This is a genomic window from Mycobacterium sp. NGS40 (assembly GCF_059812735.1).
Genome location: NZ_JCALDG010000020.1, coordinates 40,003 through 57,743, shown reverse-complemented (window position 1 = coordinate 57,743; position 17,741 = coordinate 40,003). Strand labels below are relative to the sequence as shown.

The window sequence follows — 17,741 nt, the reverse complement described above, 5'->3', positions numbered from 1 at the left end:
GCTGAGGGCGCCCAAAGTTGATGGCGGCGTGCAGTCGGTGCGCGATTCTCCGATCGCGCCGCGCCGGTTGCCGATGACGAAGGCGCAGATCATTTTGCCTGCGGTGATGGGCGCGGCGTTCTTGGGCATGATGGCCATGATCGTGACCCAGCCGGGGCTGCGCTCGGGACCGATGAGTTTGTTCTCGTTGTTCGTGCCGGTGATGATGATTGCGTCGTTCGCCGGGGTGTTTATGCAGGGCCGTTTCGGTGGCGGCGATAAGGCCTTGTCTCCGCAGGCATTGGAAGAAGAGCGCCGTGTCTACATGAACGAGCTCGACCAGACGCGTGACGTCATTCAAACTGACGCCGAGCGTCAATTCGCGAACTATCAGTTCTTGCATCCTGAGCCGTCGATGCTGCGCGGCTTGGTCGGTTCGCCGCGGATGTGGGAGCGCTCCGGTTCTGCCGAGGACTTGTCGATGCACTTTGGTTTTGTCCGTTTCGGAACTGGCACATCGGATTTGGCGAAGAAGCTGGCGAAGCCACGGTTAGGTGAGTCGGCCGATTATGAACCAGTCTGTTACGACGCGTTACGCAAGTTTGTGTTGGAACAATCCAAGATCAGTGGGATCGCCAAACCACTGTCCCTTAAGGCGATTCCGTTGATGACATTGGTGGGTGAGGATGGTCTGGACACAGCCCTTGATGTGGTGCGGGCGATGATTTGCCAGGCAGCCTGCTTTCATTCACCCCAGGATCTGAAGGTCATGGTCGTCACCGACGAACCAGCGCGATGGGATTGGCTGAAGTGGCTGCCGCATTGCCTACATGACAAGCTTTTTGACAGTGGCGGCCCGTTGCGAATGGTGTGGACTTCGCCGACGGCCATGGATGCGGCGGTGGGTCCCGAATTGCACGGCGCCCGTAAGAATTACGGCGACCCGACCGCAGGAGAAACACGCCCACATTGGCTGGTGATCAACGACCAACTCCGTGTGGATAGCGAATGGGACACGTTGAATCGCAAGGGCGTTGGGGGCGTCGCGGGCGTGACCTTTGTGCGTGTAGTGGTCAAGGAGGGTGCGGCGGATGACAACTGAGTTCACATTGCACGTCAAGCGCGACGGGGCCTACGACGAGGAGGGGTTTTTCGCGGTTCCCGACACGTTGGACACAGCGTCCGCGGTCGCGTTTGCACGCAAAATGGCCCGCTACCATGCGGATTCGCGAGTTACGCAAAGCTCAACTGCCGCCGCGTCGAAAGTCGTTGATTTGTATGAGATTCTCGGCCACCCCGATCCGGGCAATATCGATGTGGAGGAGGCCTGGGCGGCGACCCGACTTGGCCCGCCGCTGCAAGACGACGAGGGCGAGTTGCGGTGGGGCCGCGAGTGGATGCGGTTCCCGATCGGTATTGATCCCCGTAACGGGCAGCCTGTGGCACTGGATTTGAAGGAAACCCACGAGTTCGAAGGGATGGGCCATCACGTCGTCGTGGTCGGCACCACCGGTAGTGGTAAGTCGGTGTTTTTGACGGCGTTGATCACCTCGGCGTGTTTGACGCATTCACCAGATTCGCTGAAGGTGGCGGTGTTTGACTTCAAGGGAAGCGCACTGGCCCATTTGGTGGCAGGGTTTCCGCACACCGTGGCGGCGATGAGCAACTTGCGTAACGATCGCCTGTGGATCGTGCGGATGGAAGATGTCCTGCTCGGCGAGATGGAGCGCCGCAAGTCCTGGCTTGACCGGGCTGGCGTCAGTGACATCGCTGAGTACGAGTATTTGCGGATTCACAAAAAAGAGAAGTTGCGGCCCATGCCGCACCTGCTGCTAGTTGTCGATGAGTTCACGCAGATGTTCGCCGAACATGATGGCGCCAAAGCGGTCATGGACGAGGTCGGCCGTCAAGGACGCTCGCAGGGGCTTCGTCTCGTGATGGGGTCACAGCGGCTGGGCCATCAAATGCAGGGCGGCATCATGAGTAACATCCCGGTGCGGGTAGCGCTGCGCACTGTCGGCGACACCGATTCCCACGAGTTGTTGGGGAGCGACGAGGCCAATCATCTGCCCAAAAAGCCCGCTGGCGCGGGGCTTTTGAAGGTAGGCGCGAACAAAACCTTGACGCGGTTTCAGACGGCGTTCGTGCTCAAGAGCTACGTACCGCCCCAGCGGGCGGCAGCGGACGCGGCCAGGCAGGAAGCCGGTTACCTTGAGCCACAAGAGTTTCAGGCGGTTGGTATGCCTGCTCTGCAGTTGGCCCGCGTGGCAGACGGTGAGCAGACCAAAGTTCCCGAACCGCGCGCCATCATTGGCGCCGACGGCCGTACCGTCAAACAGGTACAGGCCACGGTGGATTACCTGAACGGGCTGAATCTTCCTGCACTGCAACCGATGTGGCTGCCGCCGCTGCAGCCGTTGCCTGCCGATGAGCTGGTGCGGCGACTGCGGGGCCAACCGTGGGATGTCGATTATGGCTCGTCCCAAGACGAGCTGTCGAGGCTGATGTTTCCGGTCGGAATCGAAGACAGGCCGCGCGATCACCGCCAGCTTGTGTATGCGCCCAACCTGGCCGAAGGTAACTGCGCGGTCGTTGGTATGGGGCAATCAGGCAAGACGGTGGCCATCGCCACGATGATCTCGGGTGCCGCGTTGCTGTATCACCCTCGGCGCCTTCAGTTGTATGTCATCGCGCTCAGCGGCCCGGATCTCAACGTGGTGGCAGGTTTGCCTCACGTCGGTGGTTTCGCCCGCGAGGTCGACCCCGAGCAGGTCAAACGAATCATCGCCGAGATGCTGGCGCTGATTGATCAACGCGAGCAGGCGTTCACCAAGCTGGGGTTGACGCTAACCAAGCTGCGTGAACGCAAATTTGGCGGCGTGCCCGGTGAGGTGCCTCAGGACCCATTCGGCGATGTGTTTTTGGTCATCGATGGCTGGCCGACGTTCGTGAAGAACTGGGAGCTGTTGATCCCTGATGTGGAACGAATCTTGGCCAAAGGACCTGACGTTGGGGTGCACGCGATCGTGTCGACCAGCGGTTGGGTGGCCAACAAATTCCCGTCAGGAATGACCAAGCTGTTCACCAGCAACGTGGAGCTCAAGCTGGGCGACAACGACGACACCACGGTCAACAATGGGAAAGTGGCGCGCGATGTTCCCTTCGGGGAGAGGAAGGTGTTCCTCGATAACGAAGACGACACCGGCGGCGAGGTCGAGCAGGTCGACGTGGTCAAAATCAGGGGACGCGGCACGACGATGGACGGGTACCATTTTCAGGCCGGGTTACCGGAGATAACGGTGCAAGGGCGGCGCGTCGACGTCGCCGCGGCCGTTGAGATGATTCACGGGATCGCTGGACCCGACAGCGCGGCCGCGCGGGTACGTATGTTGCCCAAAACGGTTGGTATCGACGAGGTTTTCGCGCAATGGGAGCAGCGTGAACATGGGCCGGGCGGCGCCAACCGCGCGGGTGTGGTGCCGTTCGGGATTTCTGAAATCGGTTTGGAGCCGGCGGTCGCGAATTTCGCTGCGACACCGCATTTGCTGTTTACCGGGCGGCCTGAATGCGGACTGTCGAGCGGGTTGGCGACGGTGGCCCAAGCTGTGATGAGGGTGTACGGGCCCGAGCAGGCCCAGATCTATGTCGTCGACCCTCACAATGAGTTGCTGCGCGTGGTCGAAGGTGATCATTTGGGCGCCTACGCTTTCCGAGAAGACCAAGTGCGCGCATTGGGGGACAGTCTGGGGGCTTTGATGACTGAACGGATGCCGCTGATCGATCAAAGCCAGCAGGAGTTGGCCGCGGGGACGCGGCGCTGGAGCGGGCCCGAGATCTTTGTCTTCATCGACCGTGAAGAGACCCTTGCCAGTTGGGACAGTGGTGGCTTCGTGCCGGGTACCGGGTACCCGTTGGGACCGCTGACGCGGTTTATTGCGCGGGGTAAAGAGGTCGGCTTGCACTTGGTTGTGTCGCGGCGCATCGCTCAGTGGGGCCGTACGCAGACCAATCCGATAATCGGGGAGTTGCTCAAGGCCAAAGCGCCGACGGTGGTGATGGACGGGGATGCTGATGAAGGGCCGATTGTTGGCCATACGAAAGCGATGCCAGCTGACCCCGGCCGTGGTCTCTACGTCACTGACCGGGTGGTGGCGCCGGTGCAGATCGCGTTCCCGGCGAGCACGCATTGAGTGAGCTTGACCCCGCGTTAGTGCTAGCCCATGCCGTGGACCAAGCCCGCTTGGAACAGGGGTTGTCCAAACATGACTTGGCGCGTGTGGCCCGCGTGGCGCGGCCGACGATCTCGCTGCTGATCAATCACGGCAAGGTTCCGTCTCGTGCGGCCACGCTGGACAGGATCGGGGCGGCGCTGGGTTGGGAGGCTGGCACGTGTGCGGCGTTGTTGGCCGGGCAGCCCCTACCAGGTCCGCGCTCGCCGGCTTCCCGCTCGGCCAAGCTTGTTGCCCAGCGGCTGTTCGAGATCGCCGACGAGGCGCGCACGGCTGCCGGGGCTGCCGAGCAGTCGGTTCTTCGACTGAAAACCATCGAAGAGCGGGCGCGGGCGGCTGCGCAGTTTGTGCTCGGCGGTTCAGTAGCTGATGAGGCTCAGATCTGAACCGATTTGATGTGCGGCGTGGCCTTTGCGCGTCGGTGACGCGAGATGGTATGTCGCCAGGTGAGCGGCATGGTAGACGACAGCGGGAAACATGGGGTGTTGCCTTTTGTCGAATGTGACAACTTTGGTTGCCGGTGTCTTTGGCGGCAAGTTATCGTCGCATCAACGAGCTCTACTGCACACGGGGCGAACAGGGTATTCGGACGGGGGTTGGATTGCAATGATGTTTGTTGAAGCACCTGCGCTGGCGGCGCAGGCGGCATCCGAGGGTACGGGCGGGGCGACCACGGCGGCTACTCTTGCCGGTTCGGCACCAGCTATGGGTGCTGTGCTGCCGATGGGCGGCGAGGAAGTGTCGGTCATGTTCGCTCAAGCCATCGCCGCGCACGGCGCGCAGTTCTTGGCGGTAGGTGCTGTGGGCGTAGCCCAGCGCGAGGCGTTCGCCGCCACCGTGGCTACATCGGCCGCCACCTACACCGCCATGGACACCGTCGGCAAGGCGCTGCTGTCGCTCTAACGCGGCGGTGCACTCATGTATTGGGGTATTCCACCGGAAATCAATGCTTTTCGGTTGACCAGGATGGGCGCAGGTCCGATGGCGCACGTCCCACAGATCACCGCGTACACGGCTGCTGCGGTCACCCATTTTGAGCAAGGCGTGCAGCAGCAGGTGACCGCGACGGTGACCGCGCCGGTTTTTCAGGGCTTTGGCGGAATGGGGATGCTCGACAGTGCCACACCGATGGCGGCCTGGCAGCAGGCCGCGGCGGTGCACGCGGAGACCGCGGCGGCCACCATCCAGGCCGGGTTGAGCGCCTACGGTGCGGCCGTCTCGGCGACCATTCCTCATGAAGTGGTGGTGGCCAACCGGATCCGCGAGGCCACCTTGGAGGCGACGAACATACTGGGGATCAACACCCCAGCGATCGGCGAAGCGAACGCCGAATACGGCGAATATTGGGCGCAGAACGCCGGGGCCATGGTCGGCTACATGGGCGCGATGGCCCCCGTGGTGAGCGCGCTCGCCGTCCCGTTGCCGGCGTTACCGGATATGAGCAATCCGCTGGGGCCGGCGGCCGGCTTGGCAGGGCTGGCCGGCGAAGGGGTTGGTGCTGGCGTGCAGGCCTTGGGCGCGGGCGTGAGCGCCGGTGGAGGAATGGTGTCGGCGGGCAGCGGGATCGGCACAGGCGTGGCTACTGGGATCTCGAGCGGCGTGTTCAACGGCACGGGAGCAGGTGTGCAGGCCGCGGGTTCGCCCACTGGAGGACAAACTCCGGCACCGCAGCCAGCTACCGCCGGCACAACCGCGGGGCAGGGCCTGCCCGCGGCGACAAGCCTCGGACAGGGTGTCACGAGCACTGCCCCGCAAGGCAAAGCTCCACTGCTGCAGGCGGGTCAAGGCGGGCAGCCTCCCTTGGGCGAGTCCGGACAGTCCTTGTTGGGCCAGCTCACCCAGGCCCCAACGGAGATGATGAGTTCGCTGAGCTCTCCTCTGGAATCTGTGGGGCAACTCCCGTCGAGTGCCGCTGGGCAGCTAAGCGGGCTGATGGGCCCGTTGTCTGCGTTGACGGGTGGAATGTCGGGCGGTTTGGGTGGCCCCCCGGGCGGGGGAGCACCGGGGCTCAGCGCCGCCAGTGCACCGTGGTCGGGACTTAGTGGCGCCAACGGCGGGTTCGCCGGAGGCGGCTCACCGGTGGCCGCGGCGCTAACCAAGCCCTCTGCTGGCGGGCTGGGCGGCCCGGTGGGTGTGCCGGGCGGCTGGTGGGCCAACGTGCCTGACGGCGCTGACGTTGGCGAACAACCTGCCGCGGGACTGCGAAGCGGCGCGGCAGCGGGCAGAGGAGCCATGGCTCCCGGAATGTATGGGCCGATGGCAGCAACGGGGCGCTCCGGGCGCGGCAGTGAATATGCCGCTGTCGGCGAGCAGGATAAGACGATCACGCTACCGGCCTCTGCGCATGTAGCGCCGGTGCTCACGTCTGAGGGCGTGGTCCATGTCGGGCAGGGAGGCTAGATCCCGGCAGGGGACCGGGTCATTGCTGAATTGATCGAACCAGCAGTAACCACTTTGCTAGCGAAGGAGATACACCATCATGGCGTTGAACGCCGATGTCGCCCAGATGCTTACGGGCGCAAGTCAAATGACGAACATTCAACAAGAGGTGCTAACGGCGTTGGGCCGTTACGTCACAATGAACCAGAACCTCACCGGTACTGGGTTTAGCGGTGATGCGGCGCTGGCGTCCATGGCCACCACCGAAGACATCAACCGGACCGGCCAGCAGGTCAGCCAGCGGTTTCAGAGCGTCATCGACATGATGAAGAGCTCGGCGCACCAGTACCAGCAGGTCAACGAGCAAAACCGCGCGGCGTTGGGCTCCGTCGTTTCGACCTAACCGCGCCGACATTTCAGGCAACGACTTTTAGAGGAGAATTGATTATGGATTCAATGCGTTACGACCACGCGATGATGGCCGATCACGTTTCGGCGCAGGCACAGTTGGTCGCCCACATGAACGACCTGCGCAGCCGCGCTATGGGGACGATCAACCAGGTTGCCTCAGTCTGGACGCAGCACGGTTCTGACGCTGCCCAGGTCGCCATGCACGAGATCGATCAGGCGTTCCAGGCGGTGTTTCACACTATCGAGGACCATGGGCGCAAGGTGGGGCAAGCGTCGACGAACGCGCTGGGCACCGATCACGCGGTCCAGGCCGGTTTCCGGGGCTTGTGACCGAGACCGGCACCGCAGTTACAGCGCGGCTGTCGACCACGTCGGAAGGCTTGTGGTTGGCAGCCGCGCTTTGCGGTGTGGCGCAATTGCCGCCCGCCCTCAAGATCCGGCCCATCGGGGCGGTGCAGGCCACGATCGCCGATCACCCCGGCATGGAGGTGCTCAAGGAGGCGGGAATACTTCGGGGCGGCGAGGTTGACCCGAGCGTGTCCTCGTGGGTGAGGACACTAGGGCGTCCCGACGTCGAGATCGACGTGACGATTACCCGACCGGAGACGCGCCCGGATCGCCTTGAAGGCCCCCCAGTGGTCTTCGCCGCCCCGGAGGACCCCATTGAGGCCGCCGAGGCGCTGGCGCAGTGGTACGCCGCGCGGCCTGCCCAGCGTGTTGTCACGTTGTGTCGGCGCGACAATGCGTGGGTGGCTGCCGCGCGGCTATGGCGACCGGGCCAAGACACTAGCGATGAGGTTGTCGTCAGCCCGCTGGGTAAGAGGGAGATCGCGCATGTCGTCGTCGACACGCTCGGGCCGGCCGAGCCGGCCCAATTCCACGGCATCAATAGCGAAGCGACCGTACTCAATACAGTTCTGGGCGCCTGGCAGGCCAACCCCGCGATCGACGTCATCGCCGGCCTGGTAGAGGTTGGCCTTTCAGTTCCCCAGGCGCGGCTAGTCGAAGCGGTCGCCGATCGGGGCACGACCCGCGCGGTCATCGCCGCGGCCGAATTCTCTATCAGTGGGCCGGCGCGGGCGCCAATGGCGGTGACCGTGGCCGACACCTTGGTCGGCCGCGTCGTGGTTAGTAACAGCATCGGTCCTGACGGCAGGCAATGGACCACGTTGCTGCCCGGCGCCGACCACGCGATCCACACAGCTGTGCTCGAGCTGCTTGAAACTTTGCCCTCTGGCCGCCGCTGGGCTACTCATCAGCGGACCTAAAATTTCGAAACGCGCGAATATGGCGTCCGTTGTAGACGGATGAAAATCGTGGTTGTTACTGTCGCGCTGTGGCCAATTTACGTGGCACCAAGCGAAATTCGGATACGGTCTGGTGACGAGGGGACACGGCATGACAAGCCCACATGAGCGCGAGGAACGCGACTTTTTCAACGACCTGGCGGCGAGTCCGCCGCCAGAGACGCGGCCCGCACCACCGGCAGCAGAACCCCGCCATCCCAGCGACAGCGACGGACCGGCCAGAGATGATGGGCGGCCGCGGTTTGCACCACCTGAGGGCACTTTCGGGCCCCCTACCCCGGACACGACGCCACCACCGCCCTCAGCGCAGCAAGCCGAACCCCATCCGAAGCCGGCGCCCGTTGAAAACTATGGTGCCTCAAATCAATTCGGCCACCCGCAGGCCGCGCCGGAGGAAGCGCCCGGTGGGCGTCGCGGCGCAACGGAGCCAGCCATTCACCCCGATCCCCGGCAGGTGCCGCGTCCGCTCCCGCCGGCACAAGAACGCGGGTGGCGCGAGCCAACACCGCAACCGTCTGCACGCGCCGCGGGCACACCGCGCTCCTCGGACGCACTGCGAGAGCACCTGCGCGCCACGGACTTGATCACCCCTGACAAGGAGGAGCCATCCAAGGGATGGCGCCTGGCGCTGCTCAAAGTTTCTGGTGGGCTCATCAACGTCGGTGAGTCCAGCGACGAGCGCACAGTGCGCGGCCTCAAGACTGCGATCGGGGCCAATCTGCGGGGTACGTACACCGTCGTGGTACTCGGGGGCAAGGGCGGGTCGGGGAAAACCGCGATGACCGTGGCCGCCGCCAGCGAATTTGCTCGCACCCGTCACGACCAAGTGGTCGCCGTCGATGCCGATCCGGCCCAGGCCGCAAATTTGGCTGCCCGTGTCGATCCCAAAGCGTCATCGCTGCGCGCGATCAACGAAGACCTGAACCTTCATGGCTACGCCGATGTGGGGGCCCTGACCGGTCACAACAAAGCTGGTTTAGACGTGGTGGCTTCCCCGCGCCATGGAGGCGCACGCGGGGAGGGGTTGACTTCGCTCGAGTTCGTCAAAGGCCATACGCGCCTACAGCGTTTCTACAGTGTGCTTTTCGTTGACTGCGGCGTCGATCTCGAACACGAGATAATGAAGGGGGTGTTCGAACGCGCTGATGCGGTGCTGATGGTGGCCTCGGCCGTGGCGGACGGCGCCGAAGGCGCGAGCACAAATTTCGAGTGGTTGCGCGACGAAGGCTATCACCAGCTCTTGTCGCGAACGGTGTTGGTGATCAACCACATTCGCCCGCCGCGCAATCGAAAGGATCGCAAGGAGACGGCCAAACTTGTCGCCACACTCAGGGAGCATTTCGGGAACTGGGTCAAAAACGATCGCATTATCGAGGTGCCGTTTGACCCCCACATCGCCTCGGCGGGCGAGATAGACCTTCGACGGGTCAGCCCGAAGACCGCCCGCGCGGTACTGAAAACTGCCGCCGCATTGGCGACAGGATTTTCCACGGCGGCCGATGCGCGATGACCACAGCCCATCCCGCGCAACAGGCACCGGAGGTCCCTCGGCTGTGCAAGGTTCATTTGCTGGTCGGTGATGACAGGCTCATCGATTACGTGCTGCCCGCCGGGGTGGCGTTGATTGCGGTGATCGAGGACCTCATCCCGCGGGTCAACACGATTCTCAAAGATCGTGACCGGGCGCTACTTGATGACACGTTGACCTATCACCTGTGCCGCGCGGACGCTACTCCGCTCGATGCGCAGCGGTCCCTTGATGACAGCCGCGTCTATGACGGGGACTTGTTGTGCCTGTTGCCTTCTGAGGCCACCGAACGGTTCGCACCTGTGATCGAGGAGGTATCGACGGCGCTGGCTCGTTCAGCGCGCCAACAGTTCGCCACGGTCGATCTCACGGTCGGACGTCGCGTGGCCGGGGGGCTGTTCGCGGCGCTGGTGGCGTGGTCGGAGGTGATGTTGGCGCAGCTGTGGTGGCAACAGCATGGCTGGCTGGCCCCCGCAGTGTCGTGGGGATTGGCCGTTGTTTTCTTGCTATCGGCCAGGGCGGCGACCCGGGCACGCGATGAGCAGCGGCGCCTATCCGCGGACTTCCTGGTGTGGTCGGCGCTGATGTGTGCCGGTGCAGGCGCGGCGATGTCGGTGCCGGGACCACCCGGGGGCTGGCATGTGGTGGCCGCGACGGCCACCGTGTTGGCCGGGGTTGCGGCATGGACGATGCTGACCGGACGCTATCTGGGTGTGTTTGCGGGGATGGCCGTCATCGGGTTATCTGCGGCCGCGGTAGCTGCAATCCACGCCAGCGGTTGGCGGGTGCTGCCAGCGCATCTGGCGGTGGTCTTCTTGTTGGCGGATTTGGTGTTGGTGACGTTTGCGACCAGCATCGGCATCTTGGGGGCCGGGGTGCCCGGACCGTGGTTTCCTTCGGTCACCAACCGCGGGGTCTTTGAGACTCGAGAAGGCGCTGCTCTAAACACCGTGTCGCCGGTGGAGCGCCCGGGCACTGACACCGTTGAGCAGATCGCGACGTGGGCGCGGCGCGGCACCGCGATCGTGACGGGACTGCTGTGCGGCGCCGCTGTGGTGTTGGTCGTGGCCGCGCGGTATGCAGTGATGCCCGAAACCGGTGGCGGCTGGCGGTTTTTGGCGTTCACTTTGGGAATTTGCGCTATCTTTGTGCTCCGGTCCCGCTCGTTCGTCGATCGCAATCAATCGGTGGCACTGGCCGTGGGCGCGGTCGCCGCGGTAGCGGTGGTGATCGGCCGATACGCAAGCGCCCCCAATCCGGTCTCGCCGGTCGTGACACTGATATGCGTTGCCGCAGCGCTACTTTTGGCCGCCCTGGGCCTGCTTGGAACACTGGTGGTGCCCAAAGCACACATCAGCGCCCCGGTGAACCGCGCTGTCGAGGTCAGCGAGTACATTCTGCTGATTTTCGTTGTGCCATGGGCGATCTGGTTGCTGAACCTGCTGTGGGTGGTACGAAACGCGGTGCACGGATCATGATCAAAGCCGCGAGCACGCTGTGCGCTATTGGGCTCGCCGCAGCGCTGGTGGCCGTATCGGGCGGCGTGGCTGGCGCGATTGATCCCCCGGTGGTGCCACCTGGGCCGCCCCCGCCTGACCCCGCGCCCGGGCCCGATCAGCCGATGCGCCAGATCGCAGCGTGCACCACAACCGGTGTGTTGCCGGGCACGGATTTGCGCGAGTTACCCGCGGCGCTGCAACTGATGAACATGCCAGAAGCGTGGAAAGAATCCACCGGAGTTGGCGTGGTCGTCGGGATCATCGATACCGGCGTTGCCGCACAACCTCGGCTCCCGCACCTGGTCTCTGGCGGGGACTATGTCATGGGCCCGTTCGGTGACGGCTTAGCGGATTGCGACGGGCACGGCACAGTAGTGGCCTCACTGATTGGGGCGGCCCCCTCCGGTCTCGCGCTGGTCCCTAAGCCGACATGGGCAGTGCCTGCGGCCCCGCCAGCCGGGGCTCCGCTGCCGCGACAGATCCCTCCGCCACCACCTCCGCCGACCGTCACGGTCACCCAAACGGTGGCCCCGCCACCGCCACCGCCTGAGCCCGACCAGCCAGCATGGGCGGGGGCCCCGCCGTCTCCGGCTACCCTTGGTGACGGTCGCGGTCCGGCGCCGCTGCAGCCACCGCCAGGTGGTGGTCCAGATGCCCTGGTCGGCATCGCCCCGGACGCAGTGCTGGTCTCGATTCGCCAGACCGCACAAACCTTCGGCCTTGTTGATCCCGGCGTGTCCGACAACCCCGAGGACGTTCGCCGCGCCGGTGACATCAATTCGTTGGCACGCGCAATCGTGCATGCGGCCAATCTGGGCGTCAAAGTGATCAACATCAGTGTGGTGTCGTGTATCTCGACAGCCAAGCTGCAGGATCAAAGCGCCTTGGCCGATGCGGTCCGCTATGCCGCGCTCGACCGCGATGTGGTCATCGTGGCAGCCGCGGGCAACGTTCATGCCCAGGGCTGCAATGGGCAAAACCCGGACCCGCTGCCGGGTGATCCGACTCGGGGATGGGCGTCGGTCAAAACCATCGCCACACCGGCCTGGTTTGGCGACTACGTGGTGGCGGTGTCGGCCACCGATTCGACCGGCGTTCCCGCCAGCGGCGATGCCGCCTCATTGCACGGCCCCTGGGTCGGCCTGGCCGCGCCGGGAGCCGACATCGTGGGGCTGTCGACCAGCGGGCAGGTGATCAACGGTTCAGTCGATGACGACAAGCTGCACCCGATCGCTGGCAGCTCCTTTAGCTCAGCGTTCGTCGCCGGAGTGGCGGCTTTAGTGCGTGCCAAATTTCCGAATCTGACAGCGCATCAAGTGATTCACCGGTTAGAGGCCACCGCCCACCCTCCTGCCGGTGGGCGTGACGATGTCGTCGGTTATGGGACCGTGGACCCGGTTGCGGCGCTGACCTGGGATGTGCCGCCGGGAGACACGTTCGCCCCCAGGGTACAGCGCGCCCCGTTAAAGGTGCCGGGTCCGCCTCCGGCACGCGACGCGCGCCCGGGCTGGGTCGCTATTTCCATTACCGGTCTCGCGGTCGTCAGTTTAGTGGGACTTGCTGTGGGCCTGACGGTCTCGCGTCGCCGGGAGCAAATCTGATGAAGCAGCGATTTGTTGCGGCCCGTATCGGGTCCCGCGCCCTGGTCGGCGGCGAAGTGGTCGCAGGCTTGGTTGCGCTGGCGCTGAACGCCGTGTTGGATTCGTGGCCGATCGCGGTGGCCACGGGCGCCGCACTAGGACTGGTGATCTGTATGGTGACCTTCCGTCGGCGCACCGTGTGGCAGTGGGTGTGGCGCGTCATGTCCTGGACTCGCCACCGGGTGCGTAAACTCGGCCTGCCTCAACCGGTCGATGTCACCCTCAACGAGCAGACGGTTGGTGTCGTGGTCGACGGGCACACCGTGTGCACGATGATCTCGGTGCTGGGCAAGCCCTACATTCCTACCCTGTTGCATGCCGATCACGCCAAAACGCCTAATACGGTGCCGATTAGCGTGATAGCGCAGGAGATGCAGCGCTGCGGATTGAGCGTTGATGTCGACATCATCTGCGAGGGCAGCCGCACGGCCCGAGACAACTATGCCGAGCTGTATGAGGCGGCGCTGCGGGGGCTGCCGGCGGCTGGTCAGCGCAGCGTGACGTTGGTGGTCCGTTTCGATACGCGCAATGACCGTGTTGTGCCTGGACTGTTGTGGCGGCGGGACACGATCGCCGCGGCGGTGGCCGCTTCCCAGCGGATCACCAGGGCGCTGTGCCAAACAAACTGTCGTGCACGGCTTTTGACCGCAGAGCAGATCAACGATGCGGTGGCGGCGAGCCTGGGCGGGGCCGAGAACGCGGCAGCGTCCTACCAGGACCGATGGACGAATCTGCAGCGCGGCGGGAAAGCCTATGTCACAGCGTATTTCTTCAGCGCCGAGGACGTGCGCTCTGCTGAACTCGACGACGTGTGGGCCTACCAGAGCGACCACACGACCCTGGTGATCGCGTTGCGCGCCGAGCCTAGCGGGGTGCGGGCTTCGGCCCTGGTTCGGCTGACCACCGTGCAACCGCTTGCCAGCTCACCGCGGTTAGTGCTTAACCCGATGGCGGGCCGACAGTGGGAAGCGTTGGCGTTGACTGTGCCTGGGCGCAGGCGGCTGAGCTTGCCGTCTACGCCGGTGTCTGCCGAACTCAACACAGCGGTCGTCGCCGGCGCATCCGGTGTGCTGCTGGGTGAGCTGCGTGAGGCTATGCTGCTGATGCCGATGTCAGATCCTGCGGCCCCAACCCGAATTGTTTTGCGGGTCGATGATGACCAGGTGGTTAAGCGGCTGATTCGCCGGGCGGCCGCAGCAGGCGAACAGGTCGCTGTCTACGACCCCACTGGGCGTTGGACGATGACGTCGGCGTCCCCGCGGATTTGGACGACACGTGACATGACGGCCCAGCCGCCTCGCCCTCCAACGATGGTGATACACAACGGCGGCGCCAACAGCTACCCTCCGGCGCGCACATCGATCACAGTCGGTGATGTGCCCGCTAGTGCTGCACCCGATATCCGTATCGAACAACGTGGCGAGCGAATCACCCTGAAAACACAGCGCTTTCGTACCACGCTGAGGCCTGTGACCTTCCGTAACGAAGATGCGTATCTGCGGTAAATGATCAGCCCGATGTGGGTGGTCTTGGTGGACGAATATCGGGATGGGAGTGCACGATTGCGGGTATGGCTTGCGACAGCGCTCGTGATGATCTTGCCGACATCGATCTGCAAACCCAGCGTCGCGCAGTGCGTTTCTTTTGGGTGGTGTTGATAGGTGCAAGCGCGGCCTCGATCGCCGGCAACGCGTTACACGCGATCGTGCAGGCCGAACACGTCGCTCCGGTGCTGGCGGCCGCGGTAGCCACGGCCCCACCTTTGGTGTTGCTGGGGTCCACCGAAGGGCTTTCGCTTCTGATCAAGGTGCACCGTCGCCCGACTCTGACGTTTTGGGCGGCGCTCATCATGACGCTGTTACTGGGTGCGGGTGCCTTTCGCCTGTCATTTGATGCGTTGTGCAGCTTGGCCATCCGCTGTGGTATCCGCCCGACCTTAGCCTGGTTGTGGCCATTGATCATTGACGTCACGACCGCCCAGGCGACCGTCGCCCTGGTGGCCCTGACCCGCCTCCAACACAGCCGGGTGCAGGCGCCGGCGGCCCTCGACGAAGAGACGGAAGTGTGGCTGTCGGCGACAGATCTGCCACTCGGTGAGGCCTCAGCAGGAGACCGGGATAGCACCACGGGGCGAGTCGACGCGGCGCAATCGCTATCGTCGGTTCCGAGAGCAGATCCTGTTGTGCCCACCCGAGAGCGCCATGACCGCGCCGTACGCACAGTGATGGCATCCAAAAAGACCAAGCAGCCGCCAGAAGTCATTGACGCGGTGCTGCGCCGCCACGCTGACGGGCAACGGCCCGGTGAGATTTCCGAGGGCCTGAAGTTGCACCACACGACGGTGAACCGAATTCTGGCCACGGCGCTGCACTCTGCGACAGCAGTCTAGAACTGATGGTTGGCGAATGTTGCTGCTTTGGTAGACGTTTGACGCCAGCCGCGGCCATGATGACGCGGTGGGCAACGAACCGTACACCCCGTACTGCGGGCTGACCTACAATCGGGAAAACGTTGCCGTGCGCGCTGCGACAGCACCTCACATCCTGGTGAGCGCACCAACACGCACAGGTAAGACGCGCAGAATATTGGCCCCGGCGGCGCTCATGCATCCCGGGCCCGAGGTATTGGTGTCGTCGAAACCTGACCTGGCAGAGCTTGTTTTAAGGCGGCGCAATGTTGGCATCACGGGTGTGATCGATCTGCGTCCCGAGCACACTGAGGTCTGGCCAGCGGGGGTTAGGCGGATGGTCACTGACCCGACCCGCATGATCACCAGCGCCCATGAAGCGTTGACGGTGGCTGAGACCATGCTCGCGACGTCGGGCGTGGGTTTTAGTGGAGCTGGTGGCAACGCTGTTGCTGCGGGCGGGCTTTGGGAAAGTCAGGCCGCGCCTCCGTTGGCATGTCTGCTCTACGCGGCCAGCCCGTTGGGAAACGGTTTGGGAATGCCCTGGGTGCTCGATGCCGTGCAAGATTTCGGTATCGACGAGCTCGAGGGAGACCAGCAGATCCCCGAGATTGGGAGGCCGTCGTGGCTGACAGCTTACGGGCTGTGCGAACAACCGAAACTCGCGGCCCCGCTGTATGCCGTTATCGCCGGGATGGACTCCCGGCTGCGTGACAGCATCAAGATCACGGTGTCAAAGGCCGTAACACCGTGGCTGCGTTTGGGTTTGAGCGCCGACGAGGGAGCACCATATTTGAGTGCGGTCGACCGTATCGCTGTGGAGTCATTCGATGTCCGCATGCTAGATGAGCCAGACGCCACGTTGTTTGTGATCGCCCCGAACACCGGCTCGGTCGCTGGCGCTGCGGTGGCTCTCATCGATTCGATCGTGCGCCATTTCCGCCGTAAGATGGCCAACCATCAACTGACTCATCGGCTACTGCTGGAGCTTGACGAGGTATGTAACGCGTGTCCGTTGCCGGATCTGTTGACCTATGTGGGGGAGTCAGCGGGACTAGGTGTCAACATCTTGGCGACCGTGCAGGCATCGTCGCACTTCGACGTGGTGTTTGGGCCCAAATACGCTGACGCGCTGCGGGATATGTTTCCGGGCACTCTGATCATGTATGGAGCTCACGAGCGCTATCTGCTTGAGCAGGCCTCGCATTGGTTGGGTGAGACAACCCGGCGCACCGAATCCTATGAACCCACAGGCGGGAGTCGAGGCCAATCCTCGCAATTCGGCCAGGCGATCGGTTGGCAGGAACTGCTACCCCAAACCCGGGAAGAAGCCCAGCTTTTGCAACGCGGCACAGCCGGCGAACGAGTCGTTATCCCGGACTGGAGCGAATTCCTGCCTTTCTTCGACCAGGCGGTTCAGCGCCGAATCAAAAAGGCCCAGTGATAGTTTCGGATCGCTGCGACCGTCACAAGCTTGAGGGCGGGGATATGAGTCCTCCGAACGACGCAGTGTCGCAGTCATTTCCAACATGGGTACGTCAGGTTTTGATTCGATCCTGAGGCGCTGCTGGGCTTCGGGAAGTGAGTCGCAGCGGGCGTGGTAGCCCGCCGATCGATTGGATCTACGCCGGAGGCTCAAACTGGAAGCGCTCGTCGGCGATTGGATGATCGAACACGATTTCGACGGTCGTGATCCGCTTGAAAGGCTTGGCTTCACGGAAGCGACGGATTCAAGGAGAACTCCTCATTCGAGGTCGATTTCAAGCGTGTAGTGGTCCGCACCGGTGCCGAGTTGGTGAAGCCCCAAGGATCGCAATCCGGTACGTGAATCCGGCGGGCGCGCTGTTGCGTCGGCTGTGAGTGTGGCGCGCCCCGCGATTGTCGAGCGGCCAATGGCTGCGAAGTTCATGGCACTCAGCAGTGGAGTGGGATCGAGCATGACAGAGACTTCCTTGCCGATACCGCTGCCAAGCTTCGGATCGTCCTGATTGCTCAAAGTTCCCAGGTGGGAGTTCCAGGACCACCATAGGTCGCCGCGGCGGACTCCGTAGGCACCGTCGCGCCAGTCGCCGCTTTCGTGTTCCTGGCGGATGCGATCTCCGTGACACCAGATCCGAAGGATCTCCTCGTGCTCGGCCGGGGCGGGTGGGCCGCTTCGCCGCGACGAGACCGTCGCAATCGATGCGCCGCGGCTCTTCTGCTCTTCGATGTCGGCGTGAAACGCCGCCGCTAACCGCTCGTCGTGGCGCCAGATCCGATAGGTTGCTCGAACCGTTGTGAATGCATCCTCGCCGCGGTGTAGCAGCTCGAGCACGGCGCCGAGATCGCGGTCTTTGTCATTCACGGTGTCGGGCACAAGGTT

The 17,741-nt window shown here is 63.7% G+C and carries 15 protein-coding genes; 14 read left to right on the top strand and 1 reads right to left on the bottom strand.

What is annotated here, in order from left to right; translation table 11 throughout:
- Positions 1-28: 28 nt before the first annotated feature.
- The 14 genes from AC5Y5O_RS25110 (at position 29) to AC5Y5O_RS25045 (ending at position 16,823) form a co-directional block, all read left to right on the top strand.
- Positions 29-1,081 (top strand): hypothetical protein, encoded by a 1,053-nt coding sequence (locus tag AC5Y5O_RS25110; protein ID WP_061559487.1) that lies wholly within the window; start codon positions 29-31, stop codon positions 1,079-1,081.
- Positions 1,071-4,169, top strand: coding sequence for a type VII secretion protein EccCb (eccCb, locus tag AC5Y5O_RS25105; protein ID WP_090610004.1), 3,099 nt, complete (start codon positions 1,071-1,073; stop codon positions 4,167-4,169). The genes AC5Y5O_RS25110 and eccCb overlap by 11 nt, the downstream gene beginning before the upstream one ends.
- On the top strand, positions 4,166-4,594 hold the full coding sequence (locus AC5Y5O_RS25100; RefSeq protein WP_139043413.1) for a helix-turn-helix domain-containing protein: 429 nt from the start codon (positions 4,166-4,168) through the stop codon (positions 4,592-4,594). Before eccCb ends, AC5Y5O_RS25100 begins: the two co-directional genes overlap by 4 nt.
- 220 nt (positions 4,595-4,814) lie before the next feature.
- Positions 4,815-5,111 (top strand): PE domain-containing protein, encoded by a 297-nt coding sequence (locus tag AC5Y5O_RS25095; RefSeq protein ID WP_061559484.1) that lies wholly within the window; start codon positions 4,815-4,817, stop codon positions 5,109-5,111.
- Positions 5,112-5,126: 15 nt separating this feature from the next.
- Complete coding sequence (locus AC5Y5O_RS25090) at positions 5,127-6,608, top strand: PPE domain-containing protein (RefSeq protein WP_082811603.1); 1,482 nt, start codon at positions 5,127-5,129, stop codon at positions 6,606-6,608.
- Positions 6,609-6,687: 79 nt separating this feature from the next.
- Positions 6,688-6,990: a hypothetical protein gene (locus tag AC5Y5O_RS25085; RefSeq protein WP_061559482.1), complete on the top strand. Its 303-nt coding sequence runs from the start codon at positions 6,688-6,690 to the stop codon at positions 6,988-6,990.
- 44 nt (positions 6,991-7,034) lie between these two features.
- Entirely contained in the window at positions 7,035-7,328 is a 294-nt protein-coding gene (locus AC5Y5O_RS25080) for a WXG100 family type VII secretion target (RefSeq protein WP_061559481.1), read from the top strand.
- A gap of 56 nt (positions 7,329-7,384) precedes the next feature.
- Positions 7,385-8,266, top strand: coding sequence for an ESX secretion-associated protein EspG (locus AC5Y5O_RS25075; protein WP_239723493.1), 882 nt, complete (start codon positions 7,385-7,387; stop codon positions 8,264-8,266).
- Between the two features lie 619 nt (positions 8,267-8,885).
- Positions 8,886-9,815, top strand: coding sequence for a MinD/ParA family ATP-binding protein (locus tag AC5Y5O_RS25070; protein WP_175364742.1), 930 nt, complete (start codon positions 8,886-8,888; stop codon positions 9,813-9,815).
- Positions 9,812-11,311, top strand: coding sequence for a type VII secretion integral membrane protein EccD (eccD, locus tag AC5Y5O_RS25065; protein ID WP_061559478.1), 1,500 nt, complete (start codon positions 9,812-9,814; stop codon positions 11,309-11,311). Before AC5Y5O_RS25070 ends, eccD begins: the two co-directional genes overlap by 4 nt.
- Positions 11,308-12,933, top strand: a complete 1,626-nt coding sequence (locus AC5Y5O_RS25060) for a S8 family serine peptidase (RefSeq protein WP_061559477.1) — start codon at positions 11,308-11,310, stop codon at positions 12,931-12,933. The genes eccD and AC5Y5O_RS25060 overlap by 4 nt, the downstream gene beginning before the upstream one ends.
- Positions 12,933-14,477, top strand: a complete 1,545-nt coding sequence (eccE, locus tag AC5Y5O_RS25055; RefSeq protein ID WP_061559476.1) for a type VII secretion protein EccE — start codon at positions 12,933-12,935, stop codon at positions 14,475-14,477. The genes AC5Y5O_RS25060 and eccE overlap by 1 nt, the downstream gene beginning before the upstream one ends.
- 65 nt (positions 14,478-14,542) lie before the next feature.
- Positions 14,543-15,361: a DUF2637 domain-containing protein gene (locus tag AC5Y5O_RS25050; RefSeq protein WP_061559475.1), complete on the top strand. Its 819-nt coding sequence runs from the start codon at positions 14,543-14,545 to the stop codon at positions 15,359-15,361.
- A gap of 67 nt (positions 15,362-15,428) precedes the next feature.
- Positions 15,429-16,823, top strand: coding sequence for a type IV secretory system conjugative DNA transfer family protein (locus AC5Y5O_RS25045; protein WP_239723492.1), 1,395 nt, complete (start codon positions 15,429-15,431; stop codon positions 16,821-16,823).
- Between the two features lie 300 nt (positions 16,824-17,123).
- Here AC5Y5O_RS25045 and AC5Y5O_RS25040 read toward each other — a convergent pair whose 3' ends face one another.
- Complete coding sequence (locus AC5Y5O_RS25040; protein ID WP_061559473.1) at positions 17,124-17,735, bottom strand: hypothetical protein; 612 nt, start codon at positions 17,733-17,735, stop codon at positions 17,124-17,126.
- Positions 17,736-17,741: the final 6 nt, after the last annotated feature.